At 62.1% G+C, this 15,725-nt stretch carries 13 protein-coding genes; 10 read left to right on the plus strand and 3 right to left on the minus strand.

The features are described 5' to 3' along the window. The first annotated feature begins 112 nt into the window (after positions 1–112). The 8 genes from DB032_RS08910 to DB032_RS08935 all read left to right on the plus strand — a co-directional run bounded on the left by DB032_RS08910 (position 113) and on the right by DB032_RS08935 (position 10,332). Positions 113–2,260, plus strand: a complete 2,148-nt coding sequence (locus DB032_RS08910) for a type VI secretion system Vgr family protein (RefSeq protein ID WP_107799163.1) — start codon at positions 113–115, stop codon at positions 2,258–2,260. Positions 2,261–2,263: 3 nt separating this feature from the next. Next, positions 2,264–3,175 carry a DUF4123 domain-containing protein gene (locus DB032_RS08915; RefSeq protein WP_107799164.1) on the plus strand — a complete coding sequence of 304 codons (912 nt, stop codon included), beginning with the start codon at positions 2,264–2,266 and terminating at the stop codon, positions 3,173–3,175. A 46-nt stretch (positions 3,176–3,221) separates the two neighbouring features. Beyond that, the gene (locus tag DB032_RS08920; protein WP_107799165.1) at positions 3,222–6,122 is read left to right on the plus strand and encodes a T6SS effector BTH_I2691 family protein; all 2,901 of its coding nucleotides are present in this window, start codon (positions 3,222–3,224) and stop codon (positions 6,120–6,122) included. Positions 6,123–6,132: 10 nt separating this feature from the next. Beyond that, the gene (locus tag DB032_RS23625) at positions 6,133–6,882 is read left to right on the plus strand and encodes a putative type VI secretion system effector (RefSeq protein WP_146176623.1); all 750 of its coding nucleotides are present in this window, start codon (positions 6,133–6,135) and stop codon (positions 6,880–6,882) included. A gap of 13 nt (positions 6,883–6,895) precedes the next feature. Then, positions 6,896–7,654 carry a putative type VI secretion system effector gene (locus DB032_RS08925; RefSeq protein WP_146176624.1) on the plus strand — a complete coding sequence of 253 codons (759 nt, stop codon included), beginning with the start codon at positions 6,896–6,898 and terminating at the stop codon, positions 7,652–7,654. Between the two features lie 19 nt (positions 7,655–7,673). Beyond that, entirely contained in the window at positions 7,674–8,426 is a 753-nt protein-coding gene (locus DB032_RS23630; protein ID WP_146176625.1) for a putative type VI secretion system effector, read from the plus strand. Positions 8,427–8,436: 10 nt separating this feature from the next. Next, positions 8,437–9,195 (plus strand): putative type VI secretion system effector, encoded by a 759-nt coding sequence (locus DB032_RS23635; RefSeq protein ID WP_146176626.1) that lies wholly within the window; start codon positions 8,437–8,439, stop codon positions 9,193–9,195. Positions 9,196–9,312: 117 nt separating this feature from the next. Beyond that, on the plus strand, positions 9,313–10,332 hold the full coding sequence (locus DB032_RS08935; protein ID WP_107799168.1) for a transporter: 1,020 nt from the start codon (positions 9,313–9,315) through the stop codon (positions 10,330–10,332). A 7-nt stretch (positions 10,333–10,339) separates the two neighbouring features. On the opposite strand, the gene DB032_RS08940 is transcribed toward DB032_RS08935, so the two are convergent. Then, on the minus strand, positions 10,340–11,245 hold the full coding sequence (locus tag DB032_RS08940; protein WP_107799169.1) for a LysR family transcriptional regulator: 906 nt from the start codon (positions 11,243–11,245) through the stop codon (positions 10,340–10,342). A gap of 158 nt (positions 11,246–11,403) precedes the next feature. Between DB032_RS08940 and DB032_RS08945 the strand changes: the two genes are divergently transcribed. Then, the gene (locus DB032_RS08945; RefSeq protein WP_107801765.1) at positions 11,404–12,957 is read left to right on the plus strand and encodes an MFS transporter; all 1,554 of its coding nucleotides are present in this window, start codon (positions 11,404–11,406) and stop codon (positions 12,955–12,957) included. 179 nt (positions 12,958–13,136) lie between these two features. On the opposite strand, the gene DB032_RS08950 is transcribed toward DB032_RS08945, so the two are convergent. After that, a complete protein-coding gene (locus DB032_RS08950; protein WP_107799170.1) occupies positions 13,137–13,802 on the minus strand; it encodes an O-methyltransferase in 666 nt (221 codons plus the stop codon). Between the two features lie 144 nt (positions 13,803–13,946). Here DB032_RS08950 and DB032_RS08955 point away from each other — a divergent pair, with 144 nt between their 5' ends. Then, positions 13,947–14,615: a bifunctional 2-polyprenyl-6-hydroxyphenol methylase/3-demethylubiquinol 3-O-methyltransferase UbiG gene (locus DB032_RS08955; RefSeq protein WP_107799171.1), complete on the plus strand. Its 669-nt coding sequence runs from the start codon at positions 13,947–13,949 to the stop codon at positions 14,613–14,615. Between the two features lie 152 nt (positions 14,616–14,767). Here the strand turns inward: DB032_RS08955 and DB032_RS08960 are convergent, their stop codons facing one another. Continuing rightward, complete coding sequence (locus DB032_RS08960) at positions 14,768–15,703, minus strand: LysR family transcriptional regulator (protein ID WP_107799172.1); 936 nt, start codon at positions 15,701–15,703, stop codon at positions 14,768–14,770. Positions 15,704–15,725: the final 22 nt, after the last annotated feature.

The following is a 15,725-nucleotide window of genomic DNA, read 5'->3' on the forward strand; positions in this document are numbered from 1 at the left end:
GACTTGGCCGGGGCTTCCCAGCCGCCACCCAGCGCCTTGTACAGGCCCACCACGGCATTCAGTTGGTCCAGCTTGGCGCTCACCAGGCCCAGCTCCGCCTGGAAGCTGTTGCGTGGACTTCAAGACCGGCCCGGCGTCGCCGCGCAGCTACTGTCTGCAATACCGCGAATCCGATTACGACTTCATCGTGCGCCTGCTGCATGAAGAGGGCTATGCCTGGCGTTTCGACCATTTGGACGGCGACACGCCACAAGTGCGCTTGGTCGCCTTCGACGACCCCTACAGCCTGCCGCCGGCCGGCGTCGAGCGGGTGCGTTTCCACCGCAGCGACGCCACCGAGGCCGAAGACGGCCTGACCGAGTGGAACGCCCAGCGCCAGATCGTTCCCGGCGCGGTGGCGCTGGCCAGCTTCGACTACCAGCCGGTGCAGACCCAGCACAGCGGCGACGACAGCCGCATCGATCAGGGGCAGAACGGCAAGGCGCTGCAATCCTCCTTGCACGACTACGACCCGCAATCGCTGTACTACGCCGGCGACGCCGACCAGCTCAGCCACTACGCCCAGCTGCGCCAGCAAGCGCATGATCTCCAGGCCAAACAATTCAGCGGTGGCGGTTCGGTGCGCGGCCTGGCCGCCGGCCAGTGGTTTCGCCTGGACGACCACCCGGCCCACGAGGGCGACAGCAGCGAACAGCGCGAATTCGTCGTCACCCGCCAAGCTTTAAGCGCGCGCAACAACCTGCCGGCCGACCTCAAAGCGCTGGCAAAAGCGGAGGACGCGCAACCCTTCCGCGCCGACTTCGACGCCCAACGCCGCGGCGTGCCGCTGACCCCGGCCTACGCTCATACCGAACGGGCCAAACCCAAGTCTCGCGGCGTACAGACCGCCACCGTGGTCGGCCCCCAGGGCGAAGAAGTCCACACCGACCAGCACGGCCGCATCAAGGTGCAATTCCACTGGCAGCGGCCGGAAGAACACCCGAGCATAGGCGCTAACCTCGACGACAAATCCTCCTGCTGGCTGCGGGTGGTGATGCCCAGCGCCGGCGCCGGCTGGGGCCACCAATTCATCCCGCGCATCGGCCAGGAAGTGCTGGTCGACTTCATCGAAGGCGATATCGACCGCCCGGTGATCACCGGCGTGCTCTACAACGGCAGCCACCCCCCGCCGGATTTCAGCGGCGCGGGCGCCTTGCCGGCCAACAAAACCCTGTCCGGCATCAAATCCAAGGAACACCAGGGCGGCCAGTACAACGAACTGCTGTTCGACGACACCCCGGGCGAAGTGCGCGCCAAACTGTCGAGCGAACCGGGCAAAACCCAGCTCAACCAAGGCTTCCTCACCCAGCCGCGCAGCAACGGCAAGGCCGAGCCGCGCGGCGACGGCTTCGAACTGCGCACCGACAGCCACGGCGCCATCCGCGCCGGCCACGGCCTGCTGCTGAGCACCGAAGCGCAGAACGGCGCGTCCGGCAAACAACTGGCGCGCGAACAGGCGCAAAGCCAGCTGGACGCGGCCTTGGCCCTAAGCCAAAGCCTGGGCGACACCGCCAGCGGCCAGCAAGCGGACACCATGGAAACCGGGCCGGAAGGCATAGGCGACGACAATAAGCGGGAAGGCAAGCAGTTGATCGGCCACCTGCAGCACCAGCAAGCGGCGCTGAAAGCCTGGGAGGCGGAAACCAATACCGACAAAGAAGGCAAAACCGGCCAGGACATCTCCGGCCGCCAGCCCTTGCTCATCCTGTCCGCGCCGGCCGGCATCGCCAGCCTGAGCCAGCAAAGCCAGACTCTGGCCGCGGAAACCAATCTGGACCTGGTGGCGCAGCGCGACACCAACCAAACCTCGGGCCGACGCTGGATTCACAACGTCGGCGACAAGATCAGCCTGTTCGTCACCGGCCTGCAAGACAAGATCGCGCTGAAGCTGATCGCCGCCAAGGGCAAAATTCAGATGCAGGCGCAGAGCGACACTATCGAAGTGACCGCGGACAAGGACGTCACCATCACCTCCTGTAAGGAGCGCATCGTCATCACCGCCAAGGAGGAAATCCTGGTCACCGCCGGCGGCGGCTACATCCGGCTCAAGGGCGGCGACATCGAAGTGCACTGCCCCGGCACCGTGACGGTGAAAGGCGCCAGCCATAACCTCAACGGCCCCACCAGCCTGAACGCGCCTTTGCCCAAATTCAACAAAGGCTGCGAGCAAGCGCTGAACAGCGCCGCCGCAACCCAATCCGCCACCGTGCGCCTGGGCTGAGCCATGCAAGCATCCGCTAAACACGCCGCCATTCTGCAACAGCTGCAAGCCCGCCAACAGGCCGGCGCGCAACTGCTGCTGGCCCTGGACGCGCCCAGCCGCCCGCTGGCGGGCGCCGAAGCCGAACTGAACGAACAAGCCCGGCAGCAAGGCCTGCTGCTGCCGCTGAAACATCCGCAACTGGACCCGGCGCGCCAGCCGGCCTGGCTGCCGCTGAACGCCGGCGCGCCAGCGCTGGCCGACAGCATCGCTCAGGCGCTGGCGGAAGCCGAGCCGGACGCGCTAGCGCTGGGGCAAGGCCGGCGCGTGGCCGGCTGGCTGGAAATCACCGGCTCCGCCAAACTGGCCGCCGCCCATATTGGCCGCCAGATGATACGCCGCAGTCCCAATGGCGAGACCCATCTGCTGCGCCTGCACGACCCGGCGGTGAGCTGGGCGCTGTGGCCGCTGTTGAACACCGCGCAGCAGCGCGGCCTGTTGGGCTCGGTCAGCCGCTGGTGGCTATTGGACCCGGCCGGCGAACTCACCTGTCTGGAGCCGGCGCCGCCCGCGACAGGCGCGGCGCGGCCGCTCTCGCGCTGGGAGCCCGGCTTGTGGGAAGACATCGCCCGCATCGGCCCGCTCAACCGCGCGCTGCTGGCGTGGCGCGAGCACGCGCCGGAATGCGACGCGGGCACGCTGGAAACCGCGCGCCTGCACGCCTTCGCCGCCTTGCGCCATGCCGGCGCGCTGGGCTTTGACGACGAGGAAGACTTGTCCCGCTTCGCCCTGCACGCCGTCACCGTACACCCCCGTTTCTATCTGCACCCCCGCGTGCAAGCGCTGCTGGCGGGGCGCGAGGCCGACGACTTTTACAGCGGGCTGACGGATTCGCTCAGCGAAGCGGACTGGGCGGCCATCGCCGCCAGCGCCTGAGCGCAGCCGACATGACGCACCTCATACACCCGGACCACAGCAAATCATGAGCCAACTGTGTAAAGCCTGTCAGGCCAGCGGCCTGCCCATCATGCCGGTACGCTACGCGCCGGTGCCCAAAACGGTGAAAGCCGCCCTGCCCGCCTGGGCCTGTGCCGATAAAGTCAAAGACATCGCGCTGGACGCGGACTTCCATTACGCGCTGCGCACCCTGCGCGCCGGCTTCGTCTACCTGTTTTATGCCAAGCACGCACGCGGCTCCAATCTATGGGAGTGCTATAGCGTCACCGAAGACGGCGTCCTGCTGAAACAGCCCTCGCCCAAGGCCGCGCAAGCGGCTGGGAAAAGCGTGGTTTGCAACACCGCCGGCCACAGCAATAGCCGGTTGCACCACCTGATCATCGAACAGCCGGAAAAATGCGGCCCGGCCTGGATCGCCTTCAGCGAATACAAATGGGGCGACCTGACACTGCGGCGCTATGCTCAGGACGCCAAGCTGCGCGCCGCCCGCATGCAGGCCATAGACCCCAAGGCCATGGCCGCCGGCAGCTCCAACGCCCACGGCACCACCGCCAGCAAGGCCGCGATCGAAGCGGTGATGGAATACCATCCCGGCTACCAGCCCGCCCAGCTGGCCTACGACCCCAAGACCGACGCCTTCAGCAAGGAGGACGGCAGCTACGATAAGGCCCGGGTGGACAAAAACTACGCGCGCTACCCCATCCACGCGCGCCGCGGCAAGGCCGAGGAAAGCCTGCAATTCATGCAGGCGCGCGCCAAGAAAAGCGGCGGCAACAACACCCCGCACATCCTGGCGCTGTGGGACGCCATCGGCACCGCCCAGGAGCTTAACGGATACGTCAACGACAGCGCCGGCCTGGCGCTGCTGTTCGCCGAGGAGCGCAGCTTCCAATTGCACGCGATCCAGGCATTGGAAAACATCCGGAAATCGCTGAGCGCCCAGGCCCAGGAAGGACAGGAGAAGTTCCAGGACGACATGATGCGGCGCGATACCGCCACCTGGTACAACCCGGCCGTCATGGCCCAACGCCGCGCCGCCATCGCCAAGCTGCAAGACCCGGTGCTGAAACGCCAGCGCCTGGAAGTGTGCGACCTGCTGGACCAATGGGCCGGCTGGCAAATCCCGGCCTCTATCGCGCCCAATGAGCTGGACGCCATCGACCTGCGCCGCGTCCCGGAACCGCAACGCGGCCAGCAGATCGCCGCGCTCAAGGCCAAGGTGGCCGCCTTCCGCGCCAAACGCGGCGAAAACTACGACAACAACATCGAACAGGCCGGCGACCGCAGTTGGCCCAAATACCGCAAGAAAATCGACCCGGACCGCCTGTCCAACTTCCAGAAATTCCAAAACGAGCTGGACGCCGCCATCGGCGCGCGCCAGAACAAAACCGTGGGCGCCCTGCTGCGCTGGCTGCAAGCGCCTTTGTTCCTGGACACCTTGGAGGACTACCACGACGCCGATCCCAAGGACGGCATCGAGTTCGAAGCCGTCATCGGCCACGCCATCAGCGGCATCAACGTCACCGTCAGCGGCCAGGCCAAGCTAGACGCCTGGGCCAAGGACGTGGCGATAGCGCGCAACAATGTGCTTTACCGCGCGCTGGCGCTCAATCAGAAGAAAATAGAAACCGAACTCAAAGTCGCATTGAAGGACGCCAAGCAGAACCAGAACACGCCGTATAGCGACGCGGCGGTGCGCACCATAGAAACCACCAAGAACTATTTCCAGAAGCTGCTGGACATGTACAAAGAAAACGCCGCCTTGTACAAAGCCAACATCGCCGCAGCCAGCCCGCAGGGCGACACCGTCTTCGGCGTCAGCCTCAAAACCGCGCGCACCGGGCAGATAGACCATGTGATCGTTACCGCCGGCAACGCCATCATCAAGGCCTTCGCTCCGGCCGCCGGCCGCGCCGGTGCCGCCCTGAAGTTGGACAAGTTGGAAATCCGCCTAGGCGAAAAATTGCTGCAAATGGTGCTGGCTTGCCGCGCGCTGGTTAGCACCGCCGACATCAAGGCCTTGGTAGCTGCAGAGTTTGCAGATTCAATCAAGCGCAAAGCAGAGCAACACCGCCGCAGCGGTGACATGAATGCAAAAAAAGCAAAGCGCTGGCGCTTGAAACAAGCAATCATCTATGAGGCCGAATACCGTAAAGGGCAAGGGGCAAAGCTACAACAAGCCTATGACAAATTGCGCGTAGAGAAACCTGAAGGTCATCTCTCCGTAGTCAAGGACGCCCGCCTGACACTGCTGGTAATGATGATAGAAAGTGTCTACTTGGGACGTTTGCTGCTGCAAAATGAGAAGGACAGCGCGGTCTACGCCAGCCTGGCTGCCTCCGCAATGGCGCTGACCGCACAAGCCATTGATGTAATAAGCCTGCCTTTGAGTCAGGTTATGCAGGCTGGGGAGCAAGCCCGCAGCATACAGCGTCTGAAATTGGTGGGCGGTTTGTTGATGGCCGCATCAAATGCCATTGGCGTATACCAAGACAACTTGGCCATCGATGCCGCCCGAGAAAAAGGTCAAACACTCATACTAAACCTCTACCGTATCAAATTTGCTGCGGGAGCGGTGGCTCTTGGAGTTTCGGGTTTATCGACCTTCACATATGCAGCCCCACTCATTATGCGAGTTAGTAGCAATGTAGTTATAGCTGACACTGCTGCGGCATTAGGGGCTCGGGCAACAGCCGTATTAGCTACCAGAATAATATTCATGACTGCCGGCAGCTGGATTTCTTTAACAATTTTTGCAATACAAGGCCTTATTTGGGTGCTAGAAGATGATGACTTGCAAATTTGGATCAGCCAAACCCCATTTGGCAAAGACCACAAAAACTCCAAAGCTCCAACTACAGCACTGGAGCTAAGCCAGTCACTAAAGAAAATATTTGAGAAGCCCAAAAACTCCGAGCAACCCTAGGGTTAATGCTATGCACACAGATAATTTGGAAACAATAACAGCCCCCCTCAAGCTTGAAAAAATATCTGGAACTATCTCTTATTACAAAAAATCGAGAGAAATGGCCAACTTCTTTTTTACTGACCGCGACCGCAACATCATGGGCCTGTCAGCTATTGCAGGAGCCCTGGCTGGCGCTGCCGGCATGGCCGCTAGCACCGCTAGGGATGCAAGCAACTTACGCGAGCAAGCCGACTATATTGAGATGAAAATTAATGGGCTACCCGCCAAAGGCTGGGTATGGTTTAGCCCGTTTAAAGATGGAGATCGAGTAGAGTTAATTGGAATAAAAAAAGAAAGCCACTTCGAGATAATTGCAATTGCACGAGCTAAAGACCATGTTATTGCGTTATATCCACATTGCTCCAGAGGAAAAAAAGCTCATATACGTACGGTTATCAAATGGTGGCTAATCTCATCCTCTTTCTCAGTGGGATTATTAATTCCACTCGTTGCAATAATTTTTGACTTCATTAGCGGCAGCAAAGCCCCCTACTTGTTTATGGAGGCTGGATACATATATGCAGCCCTTGCAATATACGGAATTCTAGGGGCATATTCGCTATCAATGGGAAAAAGATTCATGATGTATGTTCACGCAGCAACACATGTCTTTAAAACCATGGGACTGTCGGACCCCGACAACATTGACCTGCCCAAGAGAACTAAACGCAAGCCAGGTGACCCCGGAGCATTCGGTGTGATGTACTTCAATTACTAGGCCCTACTCTACCATGGTCATATCTCGCTCAAGCAGCTTAGCTCCTATCACACCCAGCATCACACTAAGCAAAATCAGCGGAAAAATATCGCACTACAAAAAAACCAGAGAACTTGCCAATTTCTTTTTTACCGACCATGATCGCAGCATCATGGGCTTAGCCGCCATAGCCGGTGCACTGGCAGGTGCAGCCGGCATGGCCGCAAGCACGGCAAGAGATGCGGCAAACCTACGCGAAGAGGCCGACTATGTGGAGATGAAGGTCGATGGCCAACTAGCGAAAGGCTGGGTATGGTTTAGTCCCTTTCAAGCAGGCGATGAAGTTGAGCTTATTGGAACTCAGCAAGATGACCATTTTGAAATCATCGCTATCGCCCGGCCAAAAGACAGGGTCATTTCTCTCTACCCTCATTGCTCTCGCGGCAAAAAAGCTCACATCAAGAATATTATAAAATGGTGGCTTGGCTCCATGACCATTTATATGTTTCTTATCTTTCCCTTGTTAATTATGCTATTTTATTTAATTTCAGGCGAAAAGGAGTCGTATTTTTTCTTGGACATCAACTATCTTTATATTTGTGCAGGCATGTACATACTCTCTGGGGCCTTTTCATTTGTAAACGGAAAGAAGTTTATGATGTTCGTTCATGCGGCAACTCAAGTTTTCATAACATTAGATTTGCAAAATCCCGATGAAGTCAATCTACCTAAATTTACAAAACGCAAACCAGGCGACCCAGGGGTGTTCGGTGTGATGTATTTCAACTACTGACCCTGGCCCAAGCATAGCCATGTCTGTAATAAACGACTTAGTTGCTCTTACGCCAACCATGCAGCTAAGCAAAATTAACGGCAAAATTTCCCGTTACAAAAAAACACGAGAAATGGCCAACTTCTTTTTTACTGACCGCGACCGCAATATCATGGGCCTGTCAGCTATTGCAGGGGCTCTGGCGGGCGCTGCCGGCATGGCAGCTAACACCGCTAGGGATGCAAGCAACTTACGCGAGCAAGCCGACTATATTGAGATGGAAATTAATGGACTGCCCGCCAAAGGCTGGGTATGGTTTAGCCCATTTAAAAATGGAGATGAAGTAGAACTAATCGGCACATTTCAAGGGGATTACTTTGAAATCATTGCCATTGCGAGACCTCAAGATCGCACCATCGCCCTATATCCTCACTGTTCCCGAGGCAAAAATGCCCACATCACTACCATCATAAAATGGTGGCTCATAGCAACAACATTTTTGGTGGCCATATTTACTCCAGCATTGCTGACTATATTTGAAGTTATCCGGGGGAAAGAAAAAATACTTGGCTTTTTAGGCGTAGAATATTTTTACGCATCCATATTTGCGTACTTACTATTTGGAACCTACTCGCTCGTCACTGGAAGAAAATTTATGATGTATGTGCACGCGGCTACACAGGTCTTTAAAGCATTAGGGTTGCCAGACCCCGACAATATCGACCTACCCAAACGCACAAAACGCAGGCCTGGCGATCCAGGTGCATTTGGCGTGATGTATTTCAACTATTGAGCTTCCCGACATGGCGATATCACCACCTAGCAGCTTAGCGCCCACCCCATCAACGATGGAGCTAAGCAAAATCAGTGGAAAAATATCGCACTACACAAAAACCAGAGAACTGGCCAATTTCTTTTTTACCGACCATGATCGCAGCATCATGGGCTTAGCCGCCATAGCAGGAGCCCTGGCTGGCGCAGCTGGCATGGCTGCAAGCACGGCTAGAGATGCAGCAAATTTACGCGAAGAGGCTGACTACGTTGAAATGAAAGTCGATGGCCAGTTGGCAAAAGGCTGGGTCTGGTTTAGCCCGTTTCAAGATGGCGATGAGGTCGAACTGATTGGGACGCAACGAGACGGTTTTTTTGAAATCATCGCGATAGCGCGGCCGAAGGATAGAGTTATTGCGCTTTACCCTCATTGCTCCAGAGGAAGAAAGGCACATATCCATGCTGTTTCAAAGTTGGCATTCATATCCATAACCTTTTTGGTTGGAGTGCTTGTTCCGCTCATTTTTTCAATGGTAGATTTAATCAACCAAAAACATATTCTCTCCACACTTAACGACAGCAACTACTTATATGTTGTTCTAACTATGTATGCAATGTTGGGTACATACGCATTTGTGTATGGAAAAAAATTCATGATCTACGTCCGCGCCGCCACGCAAGTCTTTAAAGCCTTGGAACTGCCGGACCCCGACAACATCGACCTTCCCAAACGGACCAAGCGCAAGCCAGGCGACCCCGGCGCATTCGGCGTGATGTACTTCAACTACTAAACGCTGCACTCAAAGCGCCCCCCAAAATTTCAGCCCCCTCCCCTTCATCTCATCGTCACCATTTCGTCATCCGCCGCGCCTAAGCTGAGCTGTATTCCACCATGTCGGCCGCGCGCCATGAACCATGTCATTACCCAGCAGCAATACGGCTCGGACCAGGCCGGGCTGATCTGCGGCTTTCGCTTTCATCCGGATTGCGCCGGCGAAGAGATCGATTCCGCTCAGGCGCAAGCCTGGCTGCGCGCGCCGCCGGACGGCGACGCCTTTCTATGGCTGCATTTCAATCTGGCCAATGCCGCCAGCGAACGCTGGCTGCGCGCGGCTTTGCCCTTGCAGGAGGACTTTTTCGAAGCCTTGCGCGGCGGCTCCAACTCCACCCGCATCGAATTGCTGGATCAGGCCTTGCTGGCGGTAATCAACGACGTGGCTTTCAGCTTTGGCCTGGCCTCGTCGGACATCGCCACCCTGTGGGCGCATGCTCAGCCGCGGGTGCTGATCACCGCGCGCGTCAAGCCGCTGCACTCGGTGGACCGGCTGCGCGCGGCGGTGCGCGCCGGCGCGGCCTTCCGCTCGCCGGCGGCCTTGCTGGTGCATTTGCTGCAGAACCAGGCGGACGCGCTGGCCGGCATTGTGCGCGCCAGCGGCGCGCAGGTGGATGTGCTGGAAGACAGGCTGCTGGCGCAAAGGCTGGACGATCAGCGCGCGCAGCTGGCGGCGATGCGGCGTTCCCTGGTGCGCTTGCAGCGCCTGCTGGCGCCCGAGCCCAGCGCGCTGTTCCGCCTGCTGAACCGGCCGCCGGCCTGGCTGGACGCGGCCGACGCGCAGGCGCTGCGTCAGTCTTCCGAGGAATTTGCGCTGACGCTGAACGATCTGGCCGCCTTGGTGGAACGGATCAAGCTTTTGCAGGAAGAACTGGCGGCGCGCCTGAACGAGCAGAGCAACCGCACCCTGTTCACACTCACCCTGGTGACGGTGCTGGCGCTGCCCATCAATATCGTCGCCGGTTTCTTCGGCATGAACGTGGGCGGCGTGCCGCTGGCCAATCATCCGCACGGCTTTTGGGTGCTGGTGCTGCTGGTGGCCGGTTTCAGTCTCTTGGCCGCCTGGTGGGCTTTCCGCCGTCAGCGCGGCGCGTAGGCGGCCCTCACGCAGCCCCGCCCGCCGGCGCGAACATGCGCTGGCATAGGAAGTCCACGAAGACGCGCAGCTTGGGCGACAACTGGCGGCTGGACGGCCACAGCACATGGAACATGCCGGTCTGGCCCAGATAGGGCTCCAGCACGATTTGCAGCCGGCCGGCGGCCAGCGCGTCGCGCACGATGAAGTCCGGCAAGTACGCCAGGCCCTGATTCTGGCTGGCGGCGCAGATCAGCGCCTCGATATTGTTGCAGCTCAAGGCGCTGCTCGGCGGCCAGTCCTGGCCGGCCGGCGCGCCGTCCAGCGCCCAGGTCTGCAGCTTGCCGGTGCTGGGGAAGCGATAGCGCAGGCAGGCGTGATGGGCCAGGTCCTCCGGGCTTTGCGGCGCGCCGCGCTCGCGCAGATAGCCCGGCGAGCCCACCACCAGCAGACGGAAGGGCCCCAAGGGCCGCGCCATCAGCCGGGAATCCGCCAATGGCCCGCTGCGCACCACCGCGTCCAGGCCCTCTTCTATCACGTCCACCATGCGGTCGGAGAAATCCAGGTCCAGCTCCACTTCCGGGTAACGCTGCATGAAGTCCGGCAGGATGGGCAGCAGCATGCGATAACCCACCACCGGCAGGCTGACCCGCAGCTTGCCGCGCGGCGCGGCGCGGCTCTGCGCCAGTTCGGCCTCGGCGTCGTCGATATCGTCCAGGATGCGGCGGCAGCGTTCGTAGAACAATTCGCCCTCCGCCGTCAGCCGCACATGACGGGTGCTGCGCTGGAACAGCCGCACGCCCAGTTTTTCTTCCAGCCGCGCCACGCTCTTGCCCACGGCGGATGAGGACACGCCCAGCGCGCGGCCGGCGCCGACAAAGCTTTGCGCCTCCGCGGCGCGTACAAAAGCGGCCAAACTGCTCAAACTATCCATGCCTACGTCCTTATTGAGGATTTTTTGTCCGCTTAATTTGGACACGGCGCCTGTTTTTCGTCAATTGCCGTCAAATTATCATGTGTTCGCCCAATGACCATCCGCATCCGCCCGCCGCGCCGCGCGGGCGCTTGTCCCACTCTTTGAAAGGCGAAATCATGCATCCCTCCAAACCGGCGCCCTCCCAACGCGCTCCTTTACTGACCCTGGCCGCGGTCTGCCTGGCCGCGCTGACCACGCCGCTCAGCTTCACCGGCCCGGCGCTGGCCTTGACCGCGATAGGCCGCGAGCTGGGCGGCGACGCGCTGGCCCTGACCTGGGTCACCAACGCTTTCATGCTCACTTTCGGCGGCTGCCTGATGGCGGCCGGCGCGCTGGCCGATCAATACGGCCGCAAACGGGTGTTTCTGCTCGGCATTGGCCTGTTCTCCCTGTCCTCGCTGGGCTTGTTCCTGGTCGGCAGCCTGCTGTGGCTGGACTTGCTGCGCGCGGCCCAGGGCCTGGGCGCGGCGCTGTCCTTCGCCAGCGGCCTGGCGGCGCTGGCGCAAAGCTTCGCCGGCGCGGCGCGCACGCGGGCCTTCAGCCTAATAGGCACCACCTTCGGCATCGGCCTGGCTTTTGGCCCCTTGCTGTGCGGCTATCTGATTCAGGCGCTGGGTTGGCGTTCCATCTTCGCGCTGGCCGGCTTGGTGGGCCTGCTCGCCTTGGGCCTGGCCGTCTATTGCATGCGCGAATCGCGCGACCCTCAGGCCGCCGGCCTGGATTGGCCGGGCGCGCTCAGCTTCACGCTGGCGCTGAGCCTGCTGACTTACGGCGCGCTGGCGGCGCCGGAGCTGGGCTGGAGCAGCCCGCGGGTGATTGCCCTGCTCTTGGGGGCCGCGGCGGCGTTCTGGCTGTTTGTGGCGCTGGAGCGCCGCGCGGCGCGTCCCATGCTGGACCTGAGCCTGTTCCGCTATCCGCGCTTTGTCGGCGTGCAATGTCTGGCCGCCGCGCCGGCTTACGCCTTCGTGGTCTTGCTGGTGCTGCTGCCGCTGCGCCTGGTGGGGGCGGAAGGCGTCAGCGAGGCGGAGGCCGGCCGGGTGATGCTGGCCTTGTCCGCGCCCATGCTGGCGCTGCCGCTGTGCGCTGCCTGGCTGACGCGCTGGCTGTCCGCCGCGGTTCTGTCCGCCGGCGGCCTGCTGCTGTGCGCGCTGGGGCTGTGGTGGCTTAGCCGCTACCCGCAACTGTCCGCGCTGCAACAGACCCTGTGGCCCTTGCTGCTGATAGGCGTGGGCATCAGCCTGCCCTGGGGCCTGATGGACGGTCTGGCGGTCAGCGTGGTGCCCAAGGAGCGCGCCGGCATGGCCGCCGGCATATTCAGCACCACGCGGGTGGCGGGCGAAGGCATTGCGCTGGCCTTGGTGGGCGCGCTGCTGGCGGCCCTGCTGCAACAACGCCTCGCCCCCTTGTCCGCGGCGGCGCCCCAGGCGCTGGCCGCGGCCGCCAGCCAGGGGGCGCTGGGCAAGCTGGCCGCCGTCGGCGAGTTCTTGCCCGGCCTCGCGCCGGAGGCGCTGTCCCAGGCTTACGCCGCCGCCTTCCAACGGCTGCTGACGCTGTTGTCCGCCCTGACCGTGCTCAGCGCGCTGGTGGTGGCGCTGTTCCTGCGTGGCGTCGCTCAGACGCAGACGGAGGAAACGGACGCGAATCCGGCGCTGGACTCCGCCTGCTCTTGAGCGCGGGCGCCGGTTTGCCTTCCCGCGAGCCGGCGCTCGGAACGAGTTTATGATCTTGCGAGCTCAGGCGAGACAAGGCGAAAACCGCTGAGAAAGCGGAGTGTCACGGTACATCAGCATTTCGAAGCGGCACTCACCGTGTCACGTCTCACGACGCGCAGCAGATCGTAAACAGATTCTCAGGCCGTTTCATTGACGATGGCGATGGAAAACCCGTCCCAACCCTTGACACCCACGGTTTGCAGCGCGGTGGCGGTCAGCCGCGGCTCGGCGCCCATGTCTTCTATGAAGCGGCGCACGCCGCGCACGCCGGGGTCTTGGCTGACCACATTGGCCACCGCCCCGCCGCGCGCCACATTGTCGCCGACGATGGCGGCGCCGGGGCGCGCCAGCTTCAGCGCCCATTCCAGATAAGCCGGGTTGTTGGGTTTGTCTGCGTCGATGAAGATCAGATCGAAGGGCTCGCCCCCGGCCAGCAGCGGCAGGCTGTCCAGCGCCGGGCCTTCCCGCAGTTCCACCTTGTCCGCCACGCCGGCGGCGGCCAGATTGGCCCGCGCCGTGTCCGCGTGCGCCGGATTGGCTTCCAAGGTCACCACCCGGCCGTCTGCCGGCAGCGCCCGCGCCAGCCAGATGGTGCTGTAGCCGCCCAGGGTGCCGATCTCCAGTACCCGCCGCGCCTGCATCAAACGCGCCAGAATATGCAGAAAACGCCCTTGCAGCGGCGACACGTCCTGCGCCGGCAGGCCGGCGGCGGCGTTGGCCGCCAGCGCGCCGTTCAAGACGCCGTCCTCCACCCGCAGCGCCGCGGTGTAATAGCGGTCCAGACCGCTCCATTCTGCTTGCATCGGCTTCTCCTGGCGCGGCCGCCCCGAACAACGGCCCGGCTTGACCGCGCATGCTTGAAGCCACCATGATAAGCGCATTTCAGGCCCAGCCGCCGCCACGCCTGTCATTGCGCCCAGGGCGCCTCGTTTTTAAGGGGAAAAGGTATGGACAGATTTCAAGGCGGCGGGTCCGACGGCTACGACGAGCGCATCGCCAGGCTGATTCCGGGCTACGCCCTGCTGCACCAATTGAGCGAGGCCTTGCTCGCCGGCCTGTTGCCCGCCGATGCGCGCGTGCTGGTCGTCGGCGCCGGCACCGGCAGCGACACCCTCGCGCTGGCGCGGCGGCATCCCGGCTGGCGCTTTTGCGCGCAAGACCCGTCCGCCGACATGCTGGCCATTGCGCGGCGGCGCCTGGAGCAAGCGGATGTCGCCGGCCGCGTGGATTTCCGCCCCTGCGCGCTGGACGCCTTGCCGGAAACGGAGTTCGACGCGGCGCTCTGCCTGCTGGTGCTGCATTTCCTGCCTTCTCCGGCCAAGCTGGCGCTGCTGAGCGCCGCCCGCTCCAGACTGCGGCCGGAGGCCCCGCTGCTGCTGGCCGACCTTGCCGCGGCCCCATCCGCCGCGCTGGCCGCCGCCGGCGGCCACGCTTCTCAAAGCCTGGGCATGAGCGCGGAGGACGCCGCCCAGATGCGGCTCAAGCTGGAGCGCGATTTCCACCCCTTGACCGAGGCCGAACAGCGAGCCTTGCTGCAAAACGCCGGTTTCGCCGCGCCGGAGCGCTATTTCCAGGCCCTGCGCATCCAGGGGCATTGGACGCGACGACTGGGCTGAGCCGGCGCTAAGAGCCTGTTTACGATCTGCTGCGCGTCGTGGAGCCTTACACGGCGAGCACAGTGTCAGCATGCTCGTCCGCCGCTGAAACACTCCGCTTCTTCAGCCGCAACGCCTTGTCTCGCTCTCGCTCGCAAGAGCGTGAACACCTTCTAAGCCTGAAGCGACGGCGCGCAGGCGCGCAATTGCGCGCGCAGCCAATCATGGGCGGCGCTGCGGCCGTGGCGGGCGTGGCTGTACACCTTGAGGGTGTAGGACGGGATATCGAACGGCGCGGCGTGGACAGCGATGGGCGCGGCCTGGCTCAAGGCCTGCGCCGCCAGCCGCGGCAGCGTCATGATCCATTCGGACTCCGCAATGATGAAGGGCGCGGCCAGCACCGACGGCAGTTGCAGCGCCACGTCGCGGCGCAGGCCCCGGCGCTCCAGCGCGCGATCGATGCCGCCGCGGCTTTCTCCCCAGGGCGTCACCACCACGTGGCGCGCCGCCAGGTATTGATCCAGGCTGAGGCCGTCCCGGATGCGCGGATGGGCGCGGCTGACGATGGCCACGTAGCGGTCTTCCAGCCAGTCGAAGCTTTCAATCCCGGCCGCCGGCTCCGCAATCTCCTCGACATAACCCAGCGCGAAGTCAATGCGGCCGGCGGCCAGATCCTCGGCGGACTCGCGGCCGCGGGAATGCACCAGCTTGAAGCGCAGCCGCGGCGCCGCCCGCTGCAAGCCCGCCAGCAGGCGCGGCATCACCGCGAAGGCGGTGTAGTCGGTCACCGCGATCACAAAAGCCCGTTCGCTGCGCTCCGGCTGGAAACCGCCGGCCTCGGCCAGCCCTTGCGACAGCGTTTCCAGCGCGGCGCTCACCGCGCCGGCCAGTCTTTCCGCGTAGGCGGTGGGCTGCATCGCATTGCCGATGCGCACAAAGAGATCGTCGCCCAGGGCGGCGCGCAGCCGCGCTAGCGCGTGGCTGAACGCCGACGGGCTCATCGCCAGTTCGTCGGCGGCGGCGCTGACCGAGCGCTGGCGCAGCAAGGCGTCGAAGACCAGCAGTAGATTCAGGTCCAAGCGGCGCAGGTCGGAATGCAGGATGTTCATCATGACTTGAAAACAATGCAGC

This window comes from Chromobacterium sp. Panama, from assembly GCF_003052555.1.
Classification (GTDB): domain Bacteria; phylum Pseudomonadota; class Gammaproteobacteria; order Burkholderiales; family Chromobacteriaceae; genus Chromobacterium.